The sequence below is a fragment of the Pseudomonas sp. BT76 TE3572 genome, assembly GCF_050435365.1.
In the GTDB taxonomy this organism is placed as follows: domain Bacteria; phylum Pseudomonadota; class Gammaproteobacteria; order Pseudomonadales; family Pseudomonadaceae; genus Aquipseudomonas; species Aquipseudomonas fluorescens_W.
Map to the genome: position 1 here is coordinate 1,657,641 of NZ_JBNDKE010000001.1, position 23,254 is coordinate 1,680,894.

Consider the following 23,254-nt stretch of genomic DNA (forward strand, 5'->3'; position numbering starts at 1 on the left):
ATGTGCCGGCGGCCGCCGTTGTAGAGGTGTTAGAGCTTGATCCAGGTCGCTTTGAGTTCGGTGTATTTGTCGAACGCGTGCAGCGATTTGTCCCGACCATTACCCGACTGCTTGTACCCGCCGAACGGCGCGGTCATGTCGCCGCCGTCGTATTGGTTGACCCAGACGCTGCCGGCGCGCAAGCCGCGAGCGAAGGTGTGGGCCTTGCTCAGGTTGCTGGTCCACACGCCTGCGGCGAGGCCGAAGATGCTGTCGTTGGCAATCGCCAGCGCTTCTTCTTCGGTGTCGAAGGTGATCAGCGACAGCACCGGGCCGAAGATTTCTTCGCGGGCGATGGTCATGGCGTTGGTCACGCCGTCGAAAATCGCCGGTTCCACGTACAGGCCACCGGTGGCTTCGAGGGTGCGGCTGCCGCCGGCGATCAGTTGCGCGCCCTGGTCTTTGCCGACCTGGATGTAACGCAGCACGTTTTCCAATTGACGCTGATCGACGACCGCGCCGACGGTGGTTGCCGGGTCCAAAGCGTGTCCTGGTTTCCAGGCTTGCAGCGCTTCCACCAGCAGCGGAATGAACTGCTCGCGGATCGAACGCTCCACCAGCAAGCGCGAACCGGCGGTGCAGACTTCGCCCTGGTTGAAGGCAATCGCACCGGCCGCCGCTTGTGCTGCCGCGCGCAGATCCGGCGCGTCGGCGAACACCACGTTCGGGCTCTTTCCCCCTGCTTCGAGCCAGACGCGTTTCATGTTGCTTTGCCCGGAATAGATCAGCAGTTGCTTGGCAATCGCGGTCGAGCCGGTGAAGGCCAACACGTCGACGTCCATGTGCAACGCCAACGCTTTGCCGACGGTGTGACCGTAGCCCGGCAGGACGTTGAACACGCCTTTCGGGATGCCGGCGTCCAGCGCCAGTTGGGCGATGCGGATCGCGGTGAGCGGCGACTTTTCCGAAGGCTTGAGGATGAACGAGTTGCCGGCCGCGAGGGCTGGGGCGAACTTCCAGCTGGCCATGATCAACGGGAAGTTCCACGGCACGATGGCGGCGACCACACCGGCGGGTTCGCGGGTGATGAGGCCGAGCTGGTCGTGGGGTGTGGCGGCGACTTCGTCGTAGATCTTGTCGATGGCTTCGGCGCTCCAGCGGATCGCGTTGGCGGTCGCTGGGATGTCGATGTTCATGGAATCGTTGATCGGCTTGCCCATGTCGAGGGTTTCGAGCAGGGCGAGTTCTTCCTGGTTGGCCAGGATCAGGTCGGCGAAGCGAATCAGGATGCGCTTGCGCTCGGCCGGAGCAAGGTTGGCCCAGATGCCGGAGTCGAAGGTGCGGCGCGCGACGGCGACTGCCGCATTGGCGTCGGCTTCGTCGGTGCTGGCGACGTTGGCCAGGAAACGACCGTCGACCGGGCTCATGCATTCAAAGGTGTCGCCGCTGAGTGCCGGGCAGTATTGGCCGTCGATGAATGCGCGGCCTTCTAATGATAAGGACTGGAAGCGTTGCTCCCAGTCGCTGCGAGTGTTTGTCATGGTTGTGACTCGACGCGGGGGAATAAGTAGTGGGACTGAATGCCGCTCAACCAGAGCGTTGAAATGCAGCCCCCTGTAGGAGCGAGCCTGCTCGCGATGGCGGCGGCACAGTCAACATTGGTGTTGTATGACACACCGCTATCGCGAGTAGGCTCACTCCTACAGTTGATCGGGGTTGTCGTTTTAGACGGTGTGCAGATACCAGTTGTACTCAAGGTCCGAAATGGAGTTCTCGAACTCAGCCAGCTCGCTTTCCTTGCACGCCACGAACACGTCGATGTACATCGGGTCGATGTAACGGGCCATGACTTCGCTGTCGTCCAGCTCGCGCAGTGCATCGCGCAGGTTGTTCGGCAGGCTCTGCTCGTTCTGCTCGTAGCTGTTGCCTTCAACCGGTGCGCCCGGCTCGATTTCGTTGGTCAGGCCGTGGTGAATACCGGCCAGGACCGACGCCATCAGCAAGTACGGGTTGGCATCGGCGCCCGCTACACGGTGCTCGATGCGCACGGAGTCCGGCGAACCGGTCGGCACACGCACTGCAACGGTACGGTTGTCGATGCCCCAGCTCGGCGAGTTCGGCACGTAGAACTGCGCGCCGAAACGACGGTACGAGTTGACGTTCGGGCAGAGGAACGCCATCTGCGCCGGCAGGGTCTCGAGCACACCGCCGATCGCGTGTCGCAGCGCGGCGTTCTGCTCGGGATCCTCGCTGGCAAAGATGTTGTTGCCTTCTTTGTCGAGAATCGAAATGTGCACGTGCAAACCGTTGCCTGCCTGGCCCGGATACGGCTTGGCCATAAACGTGGTGTCCATCTCGTGGTCGTAGGCGATGTTTTTCACCAGACGCTTGAGCAACACCGCGTAGTCGCAGGCCTTGATCGGGTCGTTGACGTGATGCAGGTTCACTTCGAATTGCGCCGGGGCGCTTTCCTTGACGATGGCGTCAGCAGGGATGCCCTGCTCTTTCGCGCCTTCGAGGATGTCTTGCAGGCAATCGACGTATTCGTCGAGGTCGTCGATCAAATACACCTGGGTCGACATCGGACGTTTGCCGGAGACCGGCGAGCGTGGCGATTGCGGACGACCGTTCACGTTGTCCTGGTCGATCAGGTAGAACTCGAGTTCGAACGCGGCGCAGATGGTCAGGCCCATGTCATCGAACTTGCTCACCACCTGACGCAACACTTCGCGAGGGTCGGCGAAGAACGGCTGGCCTTCGAGTTCGTGCATGGTCATTAACAGTTGCGCGGTCGGGCGCTTCTGCCAGGGCTCGATGCTGAGCGTATCCGGGATGGGGAAGCAGATTCGGTCTGAGTCGCCGATGTCCAGACCCAGGCCGGTGCTTTCCACCGTAGAACCGTTGATGTCCAGGGCAAACAGCGACGCCGGGAGGTTGATGCCTTTTTCGTAAACCTTATGAAGACTGGTGCGTTCGATGCGCTTGCCGCGCACCACACCGTTCATATCCGCAATCAGAAGGTCGACGTACAAAACCTCAGGATATTTCTTAAGGAATGCGTTTGCTTCGTTGAGTTGAACGGTACGCAGAGGGACCGACATGATGCACCTATTAGCTGTTAATTATTATGTTCACTACCTTGTTGCGAGCCCAGTCAACCCGAACGGCAAAGTGAAGTCAATAGCGAACACTTGACCTCTCAACCTTTATTTTCGGGCCTTTCTTGGGCACGAGAGTGCCAGATCAGTCCTGTGCACCGTGTAAATCCTGAAGATCGGACGCGTGGCGTTTAGAATTTTTTACATGAGAGTTGTTAATTAAAATCAACAAGGCTAAGCTCCGGAAAAGCTCGTTCAAGTGTGAAACTTCGAGGTGATAAAAATGGCATTCAAGCCATTGATCGGCGTTACTGCGTGCGTCAAACAGATTGGCCTGCACCCCTACCACGTCAGCGGCGACAAGTACTTGCGTGCTGTCAGCGTCGCGGCTTTGGGGCTGCCGGTTGTCATTCCTTCTTTAGGCGATCTGACCGAAATCGATGACCTGCTCGCGCAGCTCGACGGTCTGCTGCTGACCGGCTCGCCCTCGAATGTGGAACCCTTCCACTATCAAGGCCCCGACAGCGTCCCCGGCACGGATCACGATCCGCAACGGGACGCCACCACCCTTCCCTTATTGCGTGCAGCCATTGCGGCGGGCGTTCCGGTGCTCGGCATCTGCCGGGGCTTCCAGGAAATGAACGTGGCGTTCGGTGGCAGCCTGCATCAGAAGGTCCACGAACTCCCGGGCATGCTGGATCACCGGGAAGCGAATCATCCGGACCTGGCGGTGCAATACGCACCGGCTCATGCGGTCAACGTGCAACCGGGCGGTGTGTTCGAGGCGCTGGATTTGCCGCAGGTGTTCCAGGTCAATTCGATTCACAGCCAGGGCATCGACCGACTGGCGCCCGGACTGCGCGCCGAAGCGATTGCGCCGGACGGTTTGATCGAGGCGATCTCGGTGGAACACAGCCCGACCTTCGCCGTCGGTGTGCAATGGCACCCGGAATGGCAGGTTCTGTCGAATCCGCCCTACTTGAGTATTTTCCAGGCGTTTGGCGACGCGTGCCGGCGACGGGCCGCGCTGCGTAACAAGCGCTGACTTGACACTCGATTAATCAATTTACTGCCCCCGTGAGTCAGGCGGGCGTGCCTTTGCGCGCCGGTCCCTCACGACAACAACACACTGCAATAACAACAAGTACTACCAGGCAGCCAGGACGGCGGCGCCGAATAAGCCCAAGGCGGGCGATGGCAGTGAAGCAAACGCAGTGCCCCCTGTAGGAGTGAGCCTGCTCGCGATTGCAATGAGTCATGCGACATCAATGTTGACTGATCCACCGCTATCGCGAGCAGGCTCACTCCTACAGGGGGCACTGCCGAATTCACTGACATCGTACGGCTTGGGCTTGCAATCAACTATTAAGTCAGGCCGCGTTGGCCCGACGACTGAAACCTGTTGGGAGTTTCACATGGCAAACGCCTCCAGCATCTACAGGAAGGCTCTTGAAGGTCACCAGTCACCGAAAAAGGTGCTGGTGAAAATCGACCGCGTCACCAAGAAATTCGACGAAACCACCGCGGTGGACGATGTCTCGCTTGAGATCCATCAAGGGGAAATCTTCGCCCTGCTCGGCGGTTCCGGTTCCGGCAAATCGACCCTGCTGCGCATGCTCGCAGGCTTCGAGCGCCCGACCGAAGGACGGATTCTGCTCGACGGTGTCGACATCACCGACATGCCGCCGTACGAACGGCCGATCAACATGATGTTCCAGTCCTACGCGCTGTTCCCGCACATGACGGTGGCGCAGAACATCGCTTTCGGCCTGAAGCAGGATCGTCTGTCTGCCAGCGAAATCGACGCCCGCGTTGAAGAGATGCTGCGGCTGGTGCACATGACCCAATACGCCAAGCGTAAACCCCATCAGTTGTCCGGCGGTCAGCGTCAGCGTGTGGCCTTGGCTCGCTCCCTGGCCAAGCGGCCGAAGCTGTTGCTGCTCGACGAACCGATGGGCGCGCTGGATAAAAAGCTGCGTTCGCAAATGCAGCTTGAGCTTGTCGAGATCATCGAGCGGGTCGGCGTGACCTGCGTGATGGTGACCCACGACCAGGAAGAGGCCATGACCATGGCCCAACGCATCGCGATCATGCACCTCGGCTGGATCGCGCAAATCGGCAGCCCGGTGGACATTTATGAAGCGCCGGTCAGCCGCATGGTCTGCGAATTCATCGGCAACGTGAACGCCTTCGACGGCACCGTTGTGGAAGACCTTGAAGGTCACGCGATCATTCACAGCCCGGACCTGGAGCAGAAGATTTACGTCGGTCACGGCGTCAGCACTTCGGTGCAAGACAAGTCGATCACCTACGCCATCCGCCCGGAAAAACTGCTGGTCAGCACCACCCAACCGGATACCCGCTACAACTGGTCCAGCGGCAAGGTGCATGACATCGCCTACCTCGGCGGTCACTCGGTGTTTTACGTGGAACTGCCTGGCGGCAAGGTTGTGCAGTCGTTCATGGCCAACGCCGAACGCCGTGGTTCACATCCGACATGGGACGACAAGGTCTACGTGTGGTGGGAAGACGACAGCGGCGTGGTACTGCGCTCATGAAAACACTCAATCAGCAGTTTATGCGGCTGATGCCGAGTGGTCGAAAGCTCGTCATCGGGGTTCCTTTCCTGTGGCTGTGCCTGTTTTTCCTGTTGCCGTTCTTCCTGGTGATGAAGATCAGCTTCTCGGAAGCGGCCCTGGCCATTCCTCCTTACTCAGAGATCTACACCTTCGCCGAGCAGAAATTTCAGCTGCTGCTGAACCTCGGCAACTACTCGCTGCTGACTCAGGATGAGTTGTATATCTCGGCCTACTTCGGCTCGTTGAAGGTCGCGTTTTTAAGCACGCTGATGTGCCTGGTGATCGGTTTCCCGATGGCCTACGCGATCACCAAGGCGAGCAAGGAAACGCAAAACGTCCTGCTGTTGCTGATCATGATGCCGACCTGGACGGCGATCCTGATTCGCGTTTATGCGTGGATGGGCATTCTCAGCAACAACGGTTTGCTCAACGCGTTCCTGATGTGGATCGGGTTGACTGACCATCCGATCGAGATCCTCAACACCAACACCGCTGTGTATATCGGCGTGGTGTATGCGTATCTGCCGTTCATGGTGCTGCCGCTGTACGCCAACCTGGTCAAGCACGACGGCAGCCTGCTGGAAGCCGCGTCGGACCTGGGTTCGAGCAACTTCAACAACTTCTGGAAAATCACCGTGCCGCTGGCCAAGAACGGGATCATCGCCGGTTGCATGCTGGTGTTCATTCCGGTGGTCGGTGAGTTCGTGATTCCGGAACTGCTGGGTGGCCCGGAGACACTCATGATCGGTCGCGTGCTGTGGCAAGAGTTCTTCAATAACCGCGACTGGCCGGTGGCGTCTGCCCTGGCGGTGGTGATGCTGTTGATCCTGATTGTGCCGATTCTGCTGTTCAACCGCAGCCAGGCCAAAGAGATGGAGGCACGGGGATGAAACGCTTCGGATTTTCAAAGTTCATGCTGATTTTCGGCTTGTCGTTTATCTACCTGCCGATGTTGATTCTGGTGATCTACTCGTTCAACGCCTCGAAATTGGTGACGGTGTGGGGCGGCTGGTCGTTCAAGTGGTACGCCGGCCTGGCCGATAACTCGCAACTGATGGGGTCGGTGGTGCGTTCGCTGGAAATCGCCTGCTACACCGCGATTGCCGCGGTGGCGCTGGGGACGTTGGCGGCGTTTGTGCTGACTCGCGTCACGCGCTTCAAGGGCCGCACGCTGTTCGGTGGTTTGGTGACGGCGCCGCTGGTGATGCCGGAAGTGATCACCGGTCTGTCGCTGTTGCTGCTGTTCGTGGCCATGGCGCAGTTGATTGGCTGGCCGCAAGAACGTGGGTTGGTGACGATCTGGATCGCCCACACCACCTTCTGCGCGGCGTATGTGGCGGTGGTGGTTTCGGCGCGCTTGCGTGAGCTGGACTTGTCCATCGAAGAAGCCGCCATGGACCTCGGGGCGAAGCCGTTCAAGGTGTTTTTCCTGATCACCATTCCGATGATCGCGCCGTCACTGGCGGCCGGCGGCATGATGTCGTTTGCCCTGTCGCTGGATGACCTGGTGCTGGCGAGCTTCGTGTCCGGCCCGGGCTCGACGACCCTGCCGATGGAAGTGTTCTCGGCGGTGCGTCTGGGCGTGAAGCCTGAGATCAATGCGGTGGCCAGCCTGATTCTGTTGGCGGTATCGATCGTGACCTTCATGGTCTGGTTCTTCAGCCGCCGCGCCGAAGCCACCCGCAAACGTGCGATCCAGGAAGCCATGGACCAGACCGCCAGCGAATCCTGGCAGCAACCTGAAAAGCAAATGGTAGAAGCGACGGCCTAGTGCCGTTGCTGATGAGGTAAGTGAACTTCATCCTGTGGCGAGCGAGCTTGCTCGCGCTGGGTTGCGAAGCGACCCCAAGATTTCTGGCAACCCTGCCAATTTTGTGAGTGCTGCGCACTCAAGCGGGAGCAAGCTCCCTCGCCACAGGTGTTGTGTTTGCCCCACAGGTTTTGTGTTCACTGCATTTTTGCTGTGTGATTTTGAATAAAAAAAGAAATGGAGTTGTACCGATGAAAATGTTTGGCAGGACTCTGCTGACACTGTCCTTATTGGGCGCAATGGCTACCGGCGCCCAGGCCAATGACAAGGTACTGCGCGTCTACAACTGGTCGGATTACATCGCCCCGGACACCGTCAAGAAGTTCGAAGACGAGACCGGCATCCGCGTGACCTACGATGTGTTCGACAGCAATGAAACCCTTGAGGCACGGCTGCTCGCCGGCAAATCCGGCTACGACATTGTCGTACCGTCCAACAGTTTCCTGGCCAAGCAGATCAAGGCAGGCGTCTATCAGGAACTGGACAAGTCAAAGCTGCCGAACTGGAAAAACCTCAACCCGGTCCTGCTGAAAAACGCTTCCGCCAGCGACCCGGATAACGGTCACGCCTTCCCGTACATGTGGGGCTCGATCGGCATCGGCTTCAACCCGGAGAAGGTCAAGGAAGTGCTCGGCAGCAACGCGCCGACCAACTCCTGGGACTTGCTGTTCAAACCGGAAAACGCCGCCAAGCTGAAAGCCTGCGGCATCAGTTTCCTTGATTCGCCGACCGAGATGCTCCCGGCCGCCCTGCACTACCTGGGTTACCCGGTGAACTCGCAGAACAAGGATCAGATCGCCGAAGCTGAAGCGCTGTTCATGAAGATTCGTCCGTCGGTGGCGTATTTCCATTCGTCGAAATACATCTCCGACCTGGCCAACGGCAACATCTGCGTAGCGGTCGGTTACTCCGGCGATGTGCTGCAAGCCAAGGCGCGCGCGCAAGAAGCGGGCGATAAGGTGAAGGTCGACTACAGCATTCCCAAGGAAGGCGCGGGCAGTTTCTACGACATGGTCGCGATTCCTCGGGATGCTGCGAACGTGGAAAACGCCTACCTGTTCATGAACTTCCTGATGCGTCCGGACATCATCGCCGAGATCACCAACAACATCGGCTACAGCAACGCCAACGCGGCGGCCACACCGTTGGTGGATGAAGCAATTCGGGATGATCCGGGTTCGTATCCGTCGCAGGCTGTGATGGCGACGTTGTATGCGATTCCGGACATGCCGATCGGCGTTCAGCGGGTGATGACCCGGGGCTGGACGCGGGTGAAGCTCGGTAAGTAATTCAAAGATTTCCGTTCACGCAGCGCCTTACCACCGCTGCACTCCTATCTGCAGAACGGCCTCACCTGGCTTCCTCGGTTCGGGTGAATTTGGGCGCCCTCCTCGGGCGCCTTTTTTTATGAGGGAACGAGCGGCCACTCGGCCAGCGCTCGGTAGCGGCCTTTATGGGATTCGAACAAGGTGAAATGATCGGCCCGCAGATAGAACTCGGGCGGCGTCGCGGACTCGGGCACCGGCACTCGGTAATCCCGCATCAGCGTCAGATGCGGTCGAAACTCCTTCTTCGGCGAATCCTCAAACCCGAACGGCAGCATGGCCTGCTCAAGCGAATACACCAGCCGCAGCAACTCCGGTGATGCCTGCTCCGGAGCGAGCACCAACACCCCTGCCCTGCGCCAGACATCCAGCCGATCAAGCGCAACCTTCAACGGCACACCCGGTGTTCGAACATGGGCGGCAGCCGTGCAGATATCGGCGATTTGCGCCACCTCGACAGCGCCCAAAAACATCAACGTCAGATGAAAGTTTTCCACCGGCACCGGGCGGCCGCTCCTGAGCCCAAGTGCGCTGCGCCATTGGGCAATGGCCCGACGTTGCTCGGGCGTGCAGTTCAGGGCAAAAAACAGTCGTTTTAACGGCTCATGGGATTCGTCGCTCATCTCTGGCACCTCCTGACATCCAAGTTATAGTTCATGCAAACGATTCAACTGGAGGGGGCCATGCGAGAGATCATCAGCAAGGAACCATGGTGGGCCGTGCCGCCGAAACCCGGTCAGGACGAGTCCGAGCTGGAATGGGGCTGGCTGGTTCATTACAACGAAGGTGAGCCGCGCTTCGAGTTCATCAAGGAGCGGCCGACGGACAGCGAGATTCGTAATCGCAAGAGTTGCAGGATCACCCCGACGCCGGAGTGATCCTGTCGTGGATTTCAGGCTTTTACGATCATTTCGAACCCGCCAAAGATCAGCCTTTGACCATCGAACGGCATCGGGTTGACGTCCTGCTGCATGCGCAGATCTGTCATGATTTTTTCCATGCCTGCATCGCGGGTGGCCTTGTCGGGCCAGATGATCCAGGAAAACACCACGGTTTCGTCTTCCTTGAGTTTTACTGCCATCGGAAACGAGGTCACTTTGCCGTCAGGGACATCGTCGCCCCAGCATTCGGCGACGCTGAAGGCGCCGCATTCCTTGAAAAGGACAGCGGCGGTTTCGGCGTGTTTCTTGAATTTTTCGCGGTTGGCGGTGGGTACGGCTGCGATGAAGCCATCAACGTAAGACATGGTCGTTCTCCTTGGGTTATGGGGCGTTCTGCTGGTTAGTCGATTCCTTCGGCCCCCAATCGACAGATCCGCTGCCCGAACTGACCGACGGTACTTCGGCGCTCCCTGCCAGATTGCCCTCGATCTGCGCCGCCATGTAAAACGTACCGGCCATTACGCCGGTGGTCGGATTTTGCACCAGCTTCAGCCAGGCCTTGTCGAACGTGTTACCCAGGCTGCTGCGAATCAGTGCCTCGCTGTCCGGCCGGTCATTGGCCTGGATAATCGCGCGAATCCCCGCCACCCCCACGGTAATCAATCCCCCGGCCAATTTGCCCGCTGCGGCGGCCACTGCACTGGCCGCTCCTCGCGGGGCCATTTCGGCTTCCATCCGTTGGCTGGCGCGTTTGGCCACCGGCGCCATGGCGGTGTCTGTCGAACCCACCCCCTTGTCACCGCCCGCCTTGTGGATCTTCTCGATCAGCGCCGCGTAGGCCGGCAAGGTGTTCAGCGGCTGGGTGTGAACCACTTGATACAGCGAGGCGTCCCGGGCCGGCGGTGGCCCGAGGGCGATGGCGGGGATTTTCTGGATTCGGCCATTGAGCTGAGCCATCGGCACGCCGTGACGCTGGGAGATTTTCTGCAATTCTTCCTGAAGGATGTCCACGTAGAACGCCGTCGCCTGGCCAAGAATCGCGTCGGGATCAATCTCCACCGCGACCGGCGCCAGCACGCGCTCTTGGTATTGCTCCAGCAGATAAGCGGCCAGGCGCTTGGCCGAGGCATCTTGCTCGCCCTTGGCGCTGATCGTGTACCAGCTGACCTTCATCGACAGCCATTCCTGGGTCCAGTAACTGCTGAACCAGGGGATGAAGTTCTCTTCAGTCAGTTGATAGACCCGTGTTCGCCAGTAATCCATGGCACCGCGCGCGTAGATTTTGGTCTGCTCGGTGGCCGATTGCGACGCCGCGACAATCTCCTGATCCACCCTCTGCCAGGTGCTTTGGGAAACAATCACCGGCACCACTTGCACCGGCGCACGCTCAGGCGTGGCGCATCCCGCCAGCACCACCAACAGCGCGACGATCAGCGAACGCACGTTCAAGATCGCGGTTCCTACAGACTTGCCCGAACGGGATGTCCGGTGTTCAAAGGCCTATTAATTTGAGTATAGGTGTCGGTGTTTGTTCGCTTGGGGTTGAGGGTGTTCTTCAGGCCGCGATGTTCGCACCATCACTTATGTCGATATTCACCATCGCCGCGAAGGCCTTCCGCTCAAAAACCGTCAGCGTAGGATCAGCCTTAACCCAACGCAAAACCCCGCATCGGAGGGGCGAATCATGATTATCCATCTCCTGACCTGCCTGGCCCTGACGGCCGTCACGCTGAGCGTTTTTTCCTGGTACGTCCTGTCCGAGGAGCGCACGTCATGATTCACTCCGTGACCTTGGCCGTGAGCTTTGCGGTGTTCGGCAATAACTACTATTCCCAATCCTTCGTTTCCCGCAAAACGTTCGAATTGGTGTTCGACAAAAACTTCGAGGCGTTGCTGATGCCATCCGCCACCAATCACTTCAACAATGAAGTGATCGGGCTCAACGATCAGTTCCGCTTCCTGAGCGATGTGCTGGAAGAGCACCTGCTGGCGACCGAGCTCGCCGCTACCGTCCGCCGGAATCAATACTTCTGAGCAGTTGACCCAGCCCCTCGGTAAAACAGGTCGGTGAACTCAAGGAAAAACGCTCAAGCAGGCGACGGTTGTCGGCGCGCGAATGTTTGATGTCACCGGAACGCGGCGCGTCGTGGTTCAACGTTACGGGGCGTCCCAGGAGTTCGCTCAACGTCGCCACCAGTTCGTTAACGCTGGTGGATCGGTTAAACCCGACATTGACCGGTTCGATCATCGGCTCTGACTCAGCGACCGCCTGTACCAGGACCTTCACGAGGTCATTGATGTAAACAAAATCCCTTGTTTGCTCCCCATCACCGTAAACCGTGATGGGGAGTTTTTTTTGCGCCCTCTCGCTGAAAATGCTGATGACACCGGAGTAAGGCGATGAAGGGTCCTGACGGGGTCCGTAGATATTGAAAAACCGCAGGATGACCGGTTCGAGACCATGCTGGCGTCGGTAGAAATCGAGGAAATGCTCGCTGGCCAGCTTGTCGGCGGCATACGGGGTCAGCGGATTCTTGGGCGTGTCCTCGGTAATCGCCATGCCCTCGCCATTGTTGCCGTAGATCGCCGCACTGGACGCGTAAACCACCCGTCTTACGCCAGCCTGACGCATGGCTTCGCAGATATTCAGCGTCCCGACGAAATTGCTTTGGTGAGTCGCAACCGGGTCATCGATCGACGCCTGCACCGAGGCCACCGCCGCCAGATGCACCACCGCGTTGCAGTCTTTCATCGCCCGTTCCACCGTCGGCGCGTCGGCGACATCCCCCACCACCAGGGTCAAATGGCAGCGATCAATCGGCAAGTTCGACAATTTTCCACTGGAAAGATCGTCCAGAACCCGAACGCTATAACCGCTTTCCAGCAGTGCTTCGACCAGGTGCGAACCGATGAAACCGGCACCGCCCGTCACAAGAATTCGATCTGCAGTCATGATTTATTTACTCCCCTGTGCGGTAGTGGGTGTTCGATCCATTGCAATGAAGTCGCCTAATTGCTCGATGAGTTCACGGCTGTTACTGACCATTTGTTGCCAGTCGGTGGGAAAGCGCACATTCAACGGCAGTTGATCGATTCTCCAGCGCGGCGGCAGGGGGCGATCAAACCGGGCGGCGACCTGCAAACCCATTTCGCTGGCAGCGAACGGCCCACGCAACACCGTCGGCGTGCGACCGGCGCTGTCGACGGCCTGGACAACATGGGCCGGCAACCACTCGCCATCGGGCATGCGCACGCGCAGCGGCTGGCCAATCGCGGCGTAGCTGATGTTCAGCGGTTCCAGATAAATCCACAGCAGAGGCTCTTCCAGGCGCTCAAGGCGCATCAACAACGTGCCGGCACCGACGTTTTCGCCGGGCGTGACCAACACCTCCGCAATTCGACCGCTCTGCGCAGCCTTGACCGACAACGCGGCGAGGCGCGTCTTCAACCACTGCTGCTCGGCAGTCTGTTGGATAATCTCGCGCTCAACGCTCAACGGCGATTGACGAGCCAGTTGCTCGCGGCGCTCGAACGCCAACAGGTCGGCTTTAAAAGCGTCGAGTTCGGACTGGGCGGCCAGTACTTCTCCACGCGAGACGGCGCCTGATGTGACGAGGTCTTCAAGCACCTGCACGCGCTCCTCCGTCCGGCTCACTCGGGTCCTGAGCAACTGACGCTCCCTGGTGTCCAGTTTGGCGTTGGTGGTGGGCACCGCCTTGGTCGGCATCGCGGCGAGTTGCGAGAGCCGCGCACGCCATTCGGGATTGTCGAGGCTGACCAACGGCTGATCGACCTGGACCTGCTCGCCGGCCATGACGAACAGCTGATCGACCCGCCCGGCATCCCGTGCGCGCACTTCAAGAATCGGCAGGCGCAATTGCGCCGGTGCGTCGATCATCAACATGCCGTAAGCCAGCTTCCCTCCCAGCCAGATCAAGGGACTCGCGACCAGGAACAGGATCAAATACCAACGCACGCGAAACGCCATGCGTTTGCCCGGCGCGTAGAGCACAGTCAAACCCTGTTCCTGGGTGGGGTTCAGTTCTTTGCGACTATCGAATCGAATCTTCATGACGGCTCACCGTTTTGGAAAGTCTCGCCAGGCTTGCCAGTCAATGCCGGCAATCCCCCAGGGTTGCAGCTGTTCGCGCCAGACACTGGTCTGGTGCTGCAACTGCTCAGGTGACGCGCCGGCCCAGGATTCTGTGGCATCCAGTTGCGGCTCCGTGCTTTGCGCCAGGCGAAACTGCAGATCGGGCCAGCGTTGAGCGATCTGCTCTGCCATTCGTGCGCTGTTTTTCGGGTTACGGGTGTAGATCATCAGGCTGACCTGACGCACACCCGCCTCGGGAAGCGCGCACGGCAGGCAGGTTTTTCCGGGTTTCGCTTCAGCAAACCAACGGTGATGGCTGGAAATTTCCACCGGCCATGGGCTGGCTGCGGAGGCGGCGCGCAAGGTATCGAGCAAATCCTTCAAGCGCTGATCCGGGACCGGCACGCCCAGTTGTTCGAGTTCCAGGTCCAGGTGCAGGCTGGTGAATGAAAGCCCCTTCAGCTTCGCCAACAAGTCGGTGAGCTGATGGCGTCCCTGCGGCTCGATCCACGCCGGATCGCCGAGCAACAGGCTGACTTGCACGCCCTTGCCGGCCGCGTCCCGGAGCAATTGCTCCAGCCGTTGGCGCGTCGTGGCAAGGTCCTTCAACTGGGCGGACTTGAGGCCAAGGTAGATCTTGTCCATCCCGGCTTTACGCAGTTGCTCGAGCTCCGCCTTGCGTTGATCGGGATCGAGCAACGCTTCGCTGTCCCAGACATAACTGGCCTGTGACCATTGGCTCGACGGCGCCCCCGCCGCCTGAGCCGGCAGTGCTTGTACGGCCAGTATCGTAGGGGGCAACGACAGCGTCAGCAGCAGAAGTATCGATCGCATCATCAAAACCTCGTGGCTCGTTTAAGCACCCACCACGGTGCCATAGAGCTTTCTTCGTGGCCCCGGCGAAAGATCTCGTTGAGCATGGCCACTGCGCTCCAGCACCGCAGGAGTAGCATGAACAGCGGAAAGAAAGGCACCAACAACCCCAGGGTCATGTCCTTTGCAGGTCGGTCGGAGACCATCAACAACATGGCGCCGAACAACAGCGCGGTGATCGTCAGGTACAGCGCATAGATCAGTACAAACAGAAACAACAGCGTCTTGCCCGGCAGAACAAATAACGCCAGCAAGGTGTAGCTGAAGATGAGGAACGGCAGCACCAGCTGAAAAAAGAAGCCGCTGAGCAGGATCATCAGAAAGGTCGGCCAGCCCAACAAGCTGGGGTTGATGTTGTGGTTGTGCTTTCTGATGTAGAGAAAAAACAGGTCGCCATCCCAGCGTAAGCGCTGCATCAGAAACTGACCGAGCGTCGACGGTGCATCGGTGTGTCCAATCGCTTCCGGCTCGAAGGGAATCCTCAAGTCGTGTCGCTTGAAGTAACTTTTGATGCGCAACGTCAGGTCCAGATCCTCCGCGGTGTGCGTGTTCCAGCCACCGATTTTCACCAGAAAGCTACGGCGAAATGCTCCGAAGGCCCCCGAGACGTTATTGACCAGGTTCCATTCGGCCAGGCCGATTTTCGACATATGGATGGATAACAGGTATTCCAGCGCCTGCATCGCGGTCACCCAGGACGCCCAGACATTGCGCACTCGCAGGCTACCGGCGACCGCAGGCACCGACGGGTCCTCGAAGTGCCGCACGATGGCGCTGACCATGTTGTTGTCGAAGGACGTGTCACCATCAAGCGCCATCACGATTTCACCGCTGGCAAGCGACAGGCCGGCGTTCAACGACGACACCCGCCCACCCCTCTGCCACTTGGCGATCGGACGCAAATGGCGCCGGGGGTACAACTGCGGATCCACGCTAAAACTGCGCACGGCGCTGAGCGTCGGCTGGTTCACCGTGGCCCCGTCCACCACCGGAATCATCTCGATGTGGCCGGGGTACGTCTGCTCGCACAGGCTTAACAGCGTGGTCTGTACATCCATTCCCTCGCTGTAGCAGGTAATGATGCAAGAGACCCTTGGCCGATAGACACTGATCTTCGGTACACGGGTGCGCCGACGTGTGAACCAGCGCAACACCCCCAACATCACCATGATCATCAGGGGTAATTCAAAGATCAGAAACAAGGGGAAAAGCATGAAGAACAACCGGCTCAAACCATCCGGCCCCATCAGCGCACTGAGTGCGTTGTAAAGTTGCTCCAGTAAAGGGCTCATGGCGGGTCACGCCAACTCACTGGCCAGACGGGCCAGGAGTAGTTCGCCATCTTCTTGCTCGAGAAGATCCTGGGGCGCCGTGATGCTGACGACACGCAGGGAAATGTCACTGACCTCCGGTGCTGAAAACAACTCGGCGACCCGGCCCAAGCGTTGCTTGACGGTCTCCAGGCCCTTGCCATCGGTATGGGGAAGCATGATCCAGAAGTACTCTTCGGTACTTCGAGAGCAGCGGTCTGTTTCCCTGACGGTTTCCTTCAACCGATCAGCCACGCTGTCGATGAAGGCATGGCCGTGGTGTTCACCCAGGCGAGTCAACGTGCCGGCCAGGTTGACGAAGCGCAGACCGAGCAGTGAGAAGGCAGGCGACTGGTAGCGGCGTACGACCTGCATCTGCCAGGTCAGCAGGTCATAGAAATCCTTGCCGCCTAACAGATTGAGTCGACCGAAGTGACGGACCGTTTGATCGCTGAACTCCTGGCGGCAGCGGAAACGGCCGGCCTCGGCCAGGCGGAAATCTCTGACCTCGCGTACTCGCAACTTGTCAGGCGTGTGCGACAGGCCGCAATCCAGGCAGCGCGCCTGCACGTCGGCATCGACAAAAAACGCCTGACATGAGCGACAGCGATAGTTCTCCATCGGGCGGTCGTAATCACTGCCGATATGGCGCAACCGGTTCAAGCAGTTGGGGCACAACAACACCCCGTCTTTGAGAAAGGATTCCTGTGGCCCCACATGCCCACAGGTAAAGCAGTGCAATGAAGGCTGCCGTGAAATGTCCAGGGCCTGACATTCGGCACACACATCAATGTAATTGAGCCGGCCCGAGCCACACTCCGAACACAAGCGAACGCGATCGACCAGAACCCCCTCTTGCAGCCAGTCCTGCTGCACCATCAAGCTGAGCCAGACAAACGAGTTGACCTGCTCGTTATCAGCCAGGGCGTCCAGCAGCGGATAGCGATAGTGCTGAGGCACCTCCGGGTCTCGAAGGGCATAGATGTGAGCGCTGTCGCGCAACCACAACCATGAAAGCACCCGACTTTCAAAACGCTCGGGGGCAGAACCTCGTTTGAACAACCTGTAGCGTTCTTGCCATATCCCCCAGAGGGTTCTTATTTCGCTGGATTCGACAGGGCATGCGCCATCACCCAAGGCTTCGCACCAGCCGTTCTGATCACGGCAGCAGTAAATGAGGCTGTAACGATATGGGTGAAGGGTGCGCAACTTTCGAAGCACCCGCCCGGAATAAACCGCGGGCAGGTCCAGCAGCACCACATCAAATGCGGGTGCAGCCAACAAGCTGCCCAGATCGGCGAAGTGCTCAAGCTCCGGAAGATTCAAGCTTGGAACTCTATTACCCAGTATCGCAATCCGTGGAGTTGGAGTCGTCATGACGCACGGCCTCTACAGACAGACAAGTACGGTTAAAAGGAGTTAGAAACACTAGCACCGCATCAGAAATACGTCAGTATTATTATGAAGTTATTTTTCTGATATGTCGGCTGCCAATATTCTGCCACTACCCCTTATTGGATCCCTGACTTACCCTCCGTGTTTCAGCCTGTTAAATCGCCTGATTACTAGAAAAATAATTATTTATATTTCATAAGGTTATACACACTAAGTAACTCAGGCTTTACAACTATACTCACTACTAGTTAATCGCCACCATTGATAGCGTTGCGCCATTTAATGGTATCAGCAGTTAATTCCCATTTACGCAAAAACCTTTCGGCTACCGCACCTATATTAATAAGTTCAAAGTATTTTTATACCAAAATTACTTACATGTAGAACCAGAACACCCATGCAATAGTTCCACGTATGAAACAGCATAGTTTCAATAATGAACATCAGATCAAATCTGACAATTTTTAATCGGAACAAACCTCTCGAAGACAACCGCGCAACCAGCGATGCACAGGGTCGGCATCCAGCCGCGGATGCCAGAGCATGGCGACGGTGAACGCAGGAAGAGACAACGGCAGTGCAAAGCGGTGCATGCCGGTGCGCAGGCTGGCGGTGTGGCGTTCAGGAACGCTGGCGATCAGGTCGGTGGCCCGGGCGAGCGCCAGCGCGGTGGAGAAGCCTGCAACGATGGTTGCTATCTGCCGCTCCAGTCCCAGTAGCTCAAGGGCTTCATCAATGGGCCCCTTGTCGAGCCCCCGCCGAGAGACGCTGATGTGGCTGCCTGCCGCAAAACGCGAGGGGGTTATCTCGCCTTCGCTTAGCGGATGCCCCAGTCGCACGACGCCAATAAATCGATCCCGAAACAAGCCTTGGGTACGCAATTCCGGGCCAGCGGCTGTGCCCACCACACCCGTTTCCAGGTCGACCGTCCCGTCGCGCAGTGACGCGCTGTCTTTGTCCGGTTTGTGCATGAAGCGCAGCCGCACGCCAGGGGCTTGCTTGGCGACGCGGGCAATCAGTTCCGCGCCGAAATTCTCGACAAAGCCTTCACTGGTACGCAGCGTGAATGTGCGGCTCAGCTGGCTGAGGTCGGGTTGCTCGGCAGGCCGAAGGACCGCTTCGGCGTCCTGCACCAGCTGACTGACCCGCTCGCGCAGTTCGAGCGCTCGCGGAGTGGCAACCAGCCCCCGCCCGGCCCTGACCAACAGCGGATCGCCGGTGGTTTCACGCAATCGCGCCAGCGCCCGGCTCATGGCCGACGGGCTCAGCCGCAAGCGCTTGGCGGCGCGGGCCACGCTGCCTTCGGCGAGCAGCACATCAAGGGTGATCAGCAAATTGAAATCGGGAGTGGACATGCAGCGCCTCGCGGCAGATTGATATGGCGTTGAACGCACGTATCAAGTGCAAACGGTGCGCCTTCCGCCATGTTAGGCCGGGGCGTAGATTTCTGATAGCTCCACTTCGGGAGTGGTCAGAAAAGAGGAACAGCATGAAATCACTCAGTGCAGTCGCAGAGCGTGCGCAACAGACACCGTCGGTTCGGTGGGCGCTGGCCAGTCTTTCGCTGTCGATGCTGCTGTCCTCGCTCGGCACCAGCATCGCCAATGTGGGTTTGCCGACTTTGGCCCAGGTGTTTAACGCTTCCTTCCAGCACGTGCAGTGGATTGTCCTCGCCTACCTTCTGGCCATTACCACCCTGATTGTCAGCGTCGGTCGGCTCGGTGACATCACAGGCAGACGGCGGCTGCTCTTGACCGGCATTGGCGCGTTCACCCTGGCGTCGGCCCTGTGCGGCTTTGCGCCCACACTCTGGATGCTGATTGGCGCCCGGGCACTGCAAGGAATCGGTGCGGCAATCATGATGGCGCTGACCATGGCCTTTGTCGGCGAGACCGTGACGAAGGCAAAAACCGGCAGCGCCATGGGCTTGCTCGGGACGATGTCGGCGATCGGCACCGCGATGGGACCGTCGCTCGGTGGCCTGTTGATTGGCGGGTTCGGCTGGCGGGCGATCTTCCTCATCACCGTACCGCTGGGCTTGCTGACACTGGTACTCGCGCATCGCTACTTGCCCGCCGATCGCCAGAAGCCCAAGACCGATCGCGCTGGTTTCGACCCGCTGGGCACACTGCTGCTTGTATTGACGCTCGCCGCTTATGCGCTGGCCATGACCCTTGGCCGAGGCAGTTTCGGTCCGTTCAACATCGCCTTGCTGTTGGCGGCGGGCGGCGGCGCCTGCCTCTTTGTATTCACCGAGGCTCGCGTCACCTCACCGTTGATTCGATTGGCGATGTTCCGCGATCCCGTGCTCAGTGGCAGCCTCGCCATGAGCCTGCTCGTCGCGACCGTGATGATGGCGACGCTCGTGGTCGGCCCCTTCTATCTCGCGCATGGGCTGGGGCTCGATGCCGTTCTGGTAGGACTGGTTTTGTCGGTCGGGCCGTTTGTCGCGGCACTGACGGGGGTCCCAGCCGGCCGTATTGCCGACCGCTTTGGCGCCCAACGCATGACCCTCGCCGGGCTCGTGGCCATGGCGACTGGATGCCTCACGCTGTCGATATTGCCGGAGACGTTCGGCATCGGCGGCTATCTCTTGCCCATGGTCGTGATAACCATCGGCTATGCCCTGTTCCAGACAGCCAACAACACGGCGGTCATGGCGGAGGTTCAGCCGGACCAGCGAGGCGTCATCTCCGGCCTGCTCAACCTGTCGCGCAACCTGGGGCTGATCACGGGGGCATCCGCCTTGGGCGCGGTGTTCGCGCTCGCTTCGGCCTCGGTCGACATTGCAACGGCGCGACCCGAAGCGGTGGCCAGCGGTCTGCGGATCACCTTCGCCGTGGCGCTGGTGCTGATCTCTTTCGCACTGACCATCGCGCTGGGAAACCGCGCGCTGGCCGTGCGTCGTGACCGCCGGTAACCCGACAGGTCGTTTACTTTTCCAGTACGACCAGTGGCGTGTCTTTTTTCACAATGTACGTCGCCAGCTCAGACGCTTTGTTCGCGCCAACATTCTTCGCAACGTGCGCGGTGCCTGCGGGGATGTACAAGGAATCGCCCGCCTTGAGCGTTACAGGAGGCTGACCCTCGAGTTGATATTCAAACGTGCCTTCAATGACGTGGGCCACTTCCACCCCGGGATGCGAGTGCTTGGGGGACACCACACCTGGCTCGAAATCAACGCGGACCTGAATCACTTCACGCCCGGTGACGTCGAGGTCCTGGCGCAGCAGATCGGTGCGGTGAAGACCTGCCTGCCAGCTTTTTGCCGCAGGCGCCTCTTCTGCTTGAGAGAGCCCCGCGAAGGCGGTGAGTGACGCGGCAACGGCGATGCCGAGCATGCCAGCGCAGATACGGTGGTTGAAACGGGACATGGGCATTTCTCCAATGGGTGCGCGGAGAGTCGCGCGGAGCTTGCCGCGGATGCGGTGGCTCTATTTGGAGGCCGCCGTGTATCGCGCACGTGTCGCCAATGCCCTGGATTTGTATGCGAAGGTAGCTGCAAGTGCGCGGGATACGTTCCGATACAAACGGACCCTGCGGACACGAAAAAGCCCGCACAAGGCGGGCTTTGTAAATCGAGTAGGTGGCCGGTGCTGGTCTCCGGCTTACAAGGTTTATCAGGCTTCCCACAGAACAGTTTTGTGCTGTCCTGCTTCACACGGCATAAGGGCTGGATCTCAGCGCGGAGATCTTTCTAACCGTGTACCCTTCGGAACGCGCCCCACGTTTCCTCGCCATCCGCTTGCGCATCAGTCTGCGTCTTCACCTACACGTTCAAGATTAGTACAAAGTGCACAGCGCAAGGCGGACTTTTTAGAACGATTTTGCCCCGTCGAAAGAGCGGAAGGATGGAAAAATACTAACAGCCGTGACACACGTCATTAACGCCCTCGCTGTCAGTGTTGGCTCATCAGACCATGCAGAACGCCAAACCTCAGCCCCGGCTCGGAAGGCGTCATCTGCGAGACACCAAACACCTTGAATGCCGCCAGCATGAGCACCAGACCTCCAGGCAAGATACTTTGGCGATGGGGTTGCAAGCCCGCCAGGCCAAGTTGTTTGACATGCCCCACTTCAAGCAGGCGCAACGACAGGCGCAACAGACCACTGTAGGTGATGCCGCTTTCGCCATAGTCGTTCAACCCGTTGGCCTTGAGGACTTTGGCCAGCATCCGTGCGGTGCCTGAAGAGCCAATCACCTGCTGCCAACCCAGCGTGCGATAACGACGTGCGACTTTTTCAAATTGAACAGTGGCTACGCGCTCAGCCTCCAGGAGCGCCTGCGCCGTGATACAGCCACCCTGAAAGTAACGCGTGCCGAAGTTGCCGCTGCCTATGGCAATACTCTCGGTCATCAAGGGCTGAACGCCCTGCCCCAGAATCAATTCAGTGGAACCGCCACCGATATCCACGACCAGTCGTCTGTTTTCGGTACCGGGTATCGTATGGGCAACACCGGCGTACACCAGTCGGGCCTCTTCATGCCCAGAGATGACATCAATCCGAAACCCCAGGTGCCGCTCCGCGCTGGCCAAAAACAGTTGCGCATTGTCGGCTTCGCGCACGGCACTGGTCGCCACCGCCCGCACTCGACCGGCCTCGAAGCCGCGTAACTTTTTGCCGAATCGCGCGAGCGCTTGCCATCCCCGATCCAGAGCCAACTCGTCCAGCGCGCCACCTTGAAACCCCTCCGTTAAACGGACAGGTTCACGCAGAGTTTTCACTTCCTGGATCACGAAGCCCTGACGCCGTCTGACTGACTGGCCGATCATCATGCGAAACGCATTAGAACCAAGGTCAATGGCTGCAAATAGAGAGGCGTCTCCTTTCATGGGGGATTCCTTGCAAGCTGAGCGCGCTAGGCGGTTTGCGAGGATCTTGCCATGGGGTCGATGACGCTAAGATGACACCCGCTACCCTTTACGGATGGGCAGACTCCAGGATCGCGGGTCTTGAGGAGGTGATCGTCGATGGACGCAAAAAATGTGTCACAGCGCTGTAACTTTCGACAGGCATACTCGGGCTACACAACGCGTGCTCGTTCTTCTGCTGCCCCTTTAGGCGGCTTTTTTTTGCCTGATGATTTTGGCAGCCGTTTTGACAGATCGACCAATTGGGTCTCGGCTTTTTCGAGAGCGGTTGCCGCGCAGCTCTGCCATATCTTTTCCAGCGGGCGCAGGTCGGATTCGATCAGCGCCTTCTGGCACCATTGATAATGGTCATGCCAGGCACCCAAAGCCGATTGCAGTGCCTTGAGCGCACTCGCCGCTTTACCCGACAGCGGTGAAAGACTGGGAAACGCTTCCGTCAGGTAGCGCGTGCGCTTGACCAGGATTCTCAACTCATGCCGATCAAAACCAACGTCATCCACGGCCGCATGCAGCCGGTCAATCTGCTTTATCAGTGCTTTTTCGATTTGAGGCTGGACGTGTTTTAAACCGCCGCTGGCTTCCACTGATCGAAAAATGGAAGGCCACTCATCCAATTGAATGAACAGGTTCTTGAGGGCCGGACTTTTCAGAATCCAGGAGTAGTGAGAGGCCAAACGCGCTTTTCTGAGCTGAGCCTGGGCAAGAAAGCCCCTGCCCTCCAGTTCCTCAATCATGACCTCCAGATCCCGAGCGGGTGTAGTCAGCCGTCCCACCTCAGCTGCCGCGATGTTCAGAGCCACCACCTGGCTCATGGAGCGCATCGGTCGAAGCAAACTCCTGATACGCCTCACGGCAATCCTGAGATCATGCAGAGCTTCGCTATCAGTTCGTGCCTCCAACCGAGCACGGGCGTGGTACAGGGCAACCTGAAGGGCCAGTATCTCAGCAACGAACTTGTCGACGAATGCCATTCTGTCATCTCATTGAAACGCGATGGACAGGAGATTAGCAGTGGCCAGTGCGTTCGACCTGTCTTG

General features: G+C 58.9%; 22 protein-coding genes. 8 read left to right on the forward strand and 14 right to left on the reverse strand.

Features of this window, described 5'->3' with window-relative positions:
- Positions 1 to 29: 29 nt before the first annotated feature.
- Both ABH912_RS07460 and ABH912_RS07465 read right to left on the reverse strand, forming a co-directional pair.
- Positions 30 to 1,520, reverse strand: coding sequence for an aldehyde dehydrogenase (locus ABH912_RS07460; RefSeq protein ID WP_429510232.1), 1,491 nt, complete (start codon positions 1,518 to 1,520; stop codon positions 30 to 32).
- 183 nt (positions 1,521 to 1,703) lie between these two features.
- Positions 1,704 to 3,080, reverse strand: a complete 1,377-nt coding sequence (locus tag ABH912_RS07465; protein ID WP_033056466.1) for a glutamine synthetase family protein — start codon at positions 3,078 to 3,080, stop codon at positions 1,704 to 1,706.
- Positions 3,081 to 3,360: 280 nt separating this feature from the next.
- Between ABH912_RS07465 and ABH912_RS07470 the strand changes: the two genes are divergently transcribed.
- The 5 genes from ABH912_RS07470 to ABH912_RS07490 all read left to right on the forward strand — a co-directional run bounded on the left by ABH912_RS07470 (position 3,361) and on the right by ABH912_RS07490 (position 8,755).
- Positions 3,361 to 4,122 (forward strand): gamma-glutamyl-gamma-aminobutyrate hydrolase family protein, encoded by a 762-nt coding sequence (locus ABH912_RS07470; protein WP_429510233.1) that lies wholly within the window; start codon positions 3,361 to 3,363, stop codon positions 4,120 to 4,122.
- Between the two features lie 370 nt (positions 4,123 to 4,492).
- Positions 4,493 to 5,635, forward strand: a complete 1,143-nt coding sequence (locus ABH912_RS07475) for an ABC transporter ATP-binding protein (RefSeq protein WP_429510234.1) — start codon at positions 4,493 to 4,495, stop codon at positions 5,633 to 5,635.
- A gap of 29 nt (positions 5,636 to 5,664) precedes the next feature.
- Positions 5,665 to 6,546 carry an ABC transporter permease subunit gene (locus ABH912_RS07480; protein WP_197281736.1) on the forward strand — a complete coding sequence of 294 codons (882 nt, stop codon included), beginning with the start codon at positions 5,665 to 5,667 and terminating at the stop codon, positions 6,544 to 6,546.
- Positions 6,543 to 7,427, forward strand: coding sequence for an ABC transporter permease subunit (locus ABH912_RS07485; RefSeq protein WP_033056472.1), 885 nt, complete (start codon positions 6,543 to 6,545; stop codon positions 7,425 to 7,427). The genes ABH912_RS07480 and ABH912_RS07485 overlap by 4 nt, the downstream gene beginning before the upstream one ends.
- Positions 7,428 to 7,657: 230 nt before the next feature.
- Positions 7,658 to 8,755, forward strand: a complete 1,098-nt coding sequence (locus ABH912_RS07490; RefSeq protein WP_008151822.1) for a polyamine ABC transporter substrate-binding protein — start codon at positions 7,658 to 7,660, stop codon at positions 8,753 to 8,755.
- Between the two features lie 116 nt (positions 8,756 to 8,871).
- On the opposite strand, the gene thpR is transcribed toward ABH912_RS07490, so the two are convergent.
- Complete coding sequence (thpR, locus tag ABH912_RS07495; protein WP_429510235.1) at positions 8,872 to 9,414, reverse strand: RNA 2',3'-cyclic phosphodiesterase; 543 nt, start codon at positions 9,412 to 9,414, stop codon at positions 8,872 to 8,874.
- A gap of 60 nt (positions 9,415 to 9,474) precedes the next feature.
- On the opposite strand from thpR, the gene ABH912_RS07500 reads away from it, so the two are divergent.
- Entirely contained in the window at positions 9,475 to 9,669 is a 195-nt protein-coding gene (locus ABH912_RS07500) for a hypothetical protein (RefSeq protein ID WP_033056474.1), read from the forward strand.
- A gap of 14 nt (positions 9,670 to 9,683) precedes the next feature.
- Here the strand turns inward: ABH912_RS07500 and ABH912_RS07505 are convergent, their stop codons facing one another.
- Together ABH912_RS07505 and ABH912_RS07510 are read right to left on the reverse strand one after the other, a co-directional pair.
- On the reverse strand, positions 9,684 to 10,037 hold the full coding sequence (locus ABH912_RS07505) for a DUF1428 domain-containing protein (RefSeq protein WP_429510236.1): 354 nt from the start codon (positions 10,035 to 10,037) through the stop codon (positions 9,684 to 9,686).
- Between the two features lie 16 nt (positions 10,038 to 10,053).
- Positions 10,054 to 11,121, reverse strand: coding sequence for a hypothetical protein (locus ABH912_RS07510; RefSeq protein WP_429510237.1), 1,068 nt, complete (start codon positions 11,119 to 11,121; stop codon positions 10,054 to 10,056).
- Between the two features lie 324 nt (positions 11,122 to 11,445).
- On the opposite strand from ABH912_RS07510, the gene ABH912_RS07515 reads away from it, so the two are divergent.
- Positions 11,446 to 11,706 (forward strand): hypothetical protein, encoded by a 261-nt coding sequence (locus ABH912_RS07515; protein WP_429510238.1) that lies wholly within the window; start codon positions 11,446 to 11,448, stop codon positions 11,704 to 11,706.
- Here ABH912_RS07515 and ABH912_RS07520 read toward each other — a convergent pair.
- From ABH912_RS07520 to ABH912_RS07545, 6 genes are all read right to left on the reverse strand, one after another.
- Positions 11,678 to 12,625, reverse strand: a complete 948-nt coding sequence (locus ABH912_RS07520; protein WP_429510239.1) for an NAD-dependent epimerase/dehydratase family protein — start codon at positions 12,623 to 12,625, stop codon at positions 11,678 to 11,680. The genes ABH912_RS07515 and ABH912_RS07520 overlap by 29 nt on opposite strands.
- A 3-nt stretch (positions 12,626 to 12,628) precedes the next feature.
- Entirely contained in the window at positions 12,629 to 13,744 is a 1,116-nt protein-coding gene (locus ABH912_RS07525; RefSeq protein WP_033056480.1) for an HlyD family secretion protein, read from the reverse strand.
- Positions 13,745 to 13,750: 6 nt separating this feature from the next.
- A complete protein-coding gene (locus tag ABH912_RS07530; RefSeq protein ID WP_429510240.1) occupies positions 13,751 to 14,602 on the reverse strand; it encodes a hypothetical protein in 852 nt (283 codons plus the stop codon).
- Entirely contained in the window at positions 14,602 to 15,930 is a 1,329-nt protein-coding gene (locus tag ABH912_RS07535; protein ID WP_033056481.1) for a glycosyltransferase family 2 protein, read from the reverse strand. The genes ABH912_RS07530 and ABH912_RS07535 overlap by 1 nt, the downstream gene beginning before the upstream one ends.
- Positions 15,931 to 15,936: 6 nt before the next feature.
- Positions 15,937 to 17,325 carry a diguanylate cyclase domain-containing protein gene (locus tag ABH912_RS07540; RefSeq protein WP_033056482.1) on the reverse strand — a complete coding sequence of 463 codons (1,389 nt, stop codon included), beginning with the start codon at positions 17,323 to 17,325 and terminating at the stop codon, positions 15,937 to 15,939.
- A 482-nt stretch (positions 17,326 to 17,807) separates the two neighbouring features.
- The gene (locus ABH912_RS07545) at positions 17,808 to 18,698 is read right to left on the reverse strand and encodes a LysR family transcriptional regulator (protein ID WP_429510241.1); all 891 of its coding nucleotides are present in this window, start codon (positions 18,696 to 18,698) and stop codon (positions 17,808 to 17,810) included.
- 134 nt (positions 18,699 to 18,832) lie between these two features.
- Here ABH912_RS07545 and ABH912_RS07550 point away from each other — a divergent pair, with 134 nt between their 5' ends.
- Positions 18,833 to 20,263 carry an MFS transporter gene (locus ABH912_RS07550; RefSeq protein ID WP_033056485.1) on the forward strand — a complete coding sequence of 477 codons (1,431 nt, stop codon included), beginning with the start codon at positions 18,833 to 18,835 and terminating at the stop codon, positions 20,261 to 20,263.
- A 13-nt stretch (positions 20,264 to 20,276) separates the two neighbouring features.
- Here ABH912_RS07550 and ABH912_RS07555 read toward each other — a convergent pair whose 3' ends face one another.
- The 3 genes from ABH912_RS07555 to ABH912_RS07565 form a co-directional block, all read right to left on the reverse strand.
- On the reverse strand, positions 20,277 to 20,717 hold the full coding sequence (locus ABH912_RS07555) for a cupin domain-containing protein (protein ID WP_033056486.1): 441 nt from the start codon (positions 20,715 to 20,717) through the stop codon (positions 20,277 to 20,279).
- Positions 20,718 to 21,242: 525 nt separating this feature from the next.
- Positions 21,243 to 22,178: a Ppx/GppA family phosphatase gene (locus ABH912_RS07560; protein ID WP_033056487.1), complete on the reverse strand. Its 936-nt coding sequence runs from the start codon at positions 22,176 to 22,178 to the stop codon at positions 21,243 to 21,245.
- Positions 22,179 to 22,369: 191 nt separating this feature from the next.
- Positions 22,370 to 23,188 carry a CHAD domain-containing protein gene (locus ABH912_RS07565; RefSeq protein ID WP_033056489.1) on the reverse strand — a complete coding sequence of 273 codons (819 nt, stop codon included), beginning with the start codon at positions 23,186 to 23,188 and terminating at the stop codon, positions 22,370 to 22,372.
- Positions 23,189 to 23,254 lie beyond the last annotated feature (66 nt).

What these genes read in the sequence shown, in the direction of transcription:
- ABH912_RS07460 (WP_429510232.1), bottom strand. Translation starts at nt 1,520, where the DNA reads ATGACAAACACTCGCAGCGACTGGGAGCAACGCTTCCAGTCCTTATCA.
- ABH912_RS07465 (WP_033056466.1), bottom strand. Translation starts at nt 3,080, where the DNA reads ATGTCGGTCCCTCTGCGTACCGTTCAACTCAACGAAGCAAACGCATTC.
- ABH912_RS07470 (WP_429510233.1), top strand. Translation starts at nt 3,361, where the DNA reads ATGGCATTCAAGCCATTGATCGGCGTTACTGCGTGCGTCAAACAGATT.
- ABH912_RS07475 (WP_429510234.1), top strand. Translation starts at nt 4,493, where the DNA reads ATGGCAAACGCCTCCAGCATCTACAGGAAGGCTCTTGAAGGTCACCAG.
- ABH912_RS07480 (WP_197281736.1), top strand. Translation starts at nt 5,665, where the DNA reads ATGCCGAGTGGTCGAAAGCTCGTCATCGGGGTTCCTTTCCTGTGGCTG.
- ABH912_RS07485 (WP_033056472.1), top strand. Translation starts at nt 6,543, where the DNA reads ATGAAACGCTTCGGATTTTCAAAGTTCATGCTGATTTTCGGCTTGTCG.
- ABH912_RS07490 (WP_008151822.1), top strand. Translation starts at nt 7,658, where the DNA reads ATGAAAATGTTTGGCAGGACTCTGCTGACACTGTCCTTATTGGGCGCA.
- thpR (WP_429510235.1), bottom strand. Translation starts at nt 9,414, where the DNA reads ATGAGCGACGAATCCCATGAGCCGTTAAAACGACTGTTTTTTGCCCTG.
- ABH912_RS07500 (WP_033056474.1), top strand. Translation starts at nt 9,475, where the DNA reads ATGCGAGAGATCATCAGCAAGGAACCATGGTGGGCCGTGCCGCCGAAA.
- ABH912_RS07505 (WP_429510236.1), bottom strand. Translation starts at nt 10,037, where the DNA reads ATGTCTTACGTTGATGGCTTCATCGCAGCCGTACCCACCGCCAACCGC.
- ABH912_RS07515 (WP_429510238.1), top strand. Translation starts at nt 11,446, where the DNA reads ATGATTCACTCCGTGACCTTGGCCGTGAGCTTTGCGGTGTTCGGCAAT.
- ABH912_RS07520 (WP_429510239.1), bottom strand. Translation starts at nt 12,625, where the DNA reads ATGACTGCAGATCGAATTCTTGTGACGGGCGGTGCCGGTTTCATCGGT.
- ABH912_RS07525 (WP_033056480.1), bottom strand. Translation starts at nt 13,744, where the DNA reads ATGAAGATTCGATTCGATAGTCGCAAAGAACTGAACCCCACCCAGGAA.
- ABH912_RS07530 (WP_429510240.1), bottom strand. Translation starts at nt 14,602, where the DNA reads ATGATGCGATCGATACTTCTGCTGCTGACGCTGTCGTTGCCCCCTACG.
- ABH912_RS07535 (WP_033056481.1), bottom strand. Translation starts at nt 15,930, where the DNA reads ATGAGCCCTTTACTGGAGCAACTTTACAACGCACTCAGTGCGCTGATG.
- ABH912_RS07540 (WP_033056482.1), bottom strand. Translation starts at nt 17,325, where the DNA reads ATGACGACTCCAACTCCACGGATTGCGATACTGGGTAATAGAGTTCCA.
- ABH912_RS07545 (WP_429510241.1), bottom strand. Translation starts at nt 18,698, where the DNA reads ATGTCCACTCCCGATTTCAATTTGCTGATCACCCTTGATGTGCTGCTC.
- ABH912_RS07550 (WP_033056485.1), top strand. Translation starts at nt 18,833, where the DNA reads ATGAAATCACTCAGTGCAGTCGCAGAGCGTGCGCAACAGACACCGTCG.
- ABH912_RS07555 (WP_033056486.1), bottom strand. Translation starts at nt 20,717, where the DNA reads ATGTCCCGTTTCAACCACCGTATCTGCGCTGGCATGCTCGGCATCGCC.
- ABH912_RS07560 (WP_033056487.1), bottom strand. Translation starts at nt 22,178, where the DNA reads ATGAAAGGAGACGCCTCTCTATTTGCAGCCATTGACCTTGGTTCTAAT.
- ABH912_RS07565 (WP_033056489.1), bottom strand. Translation starts at nt 23,188, where the DNA reads ATGGCATTCGTCGACAAGTTCGTTGCTGAGATACTGGCCCTTCAGGTT.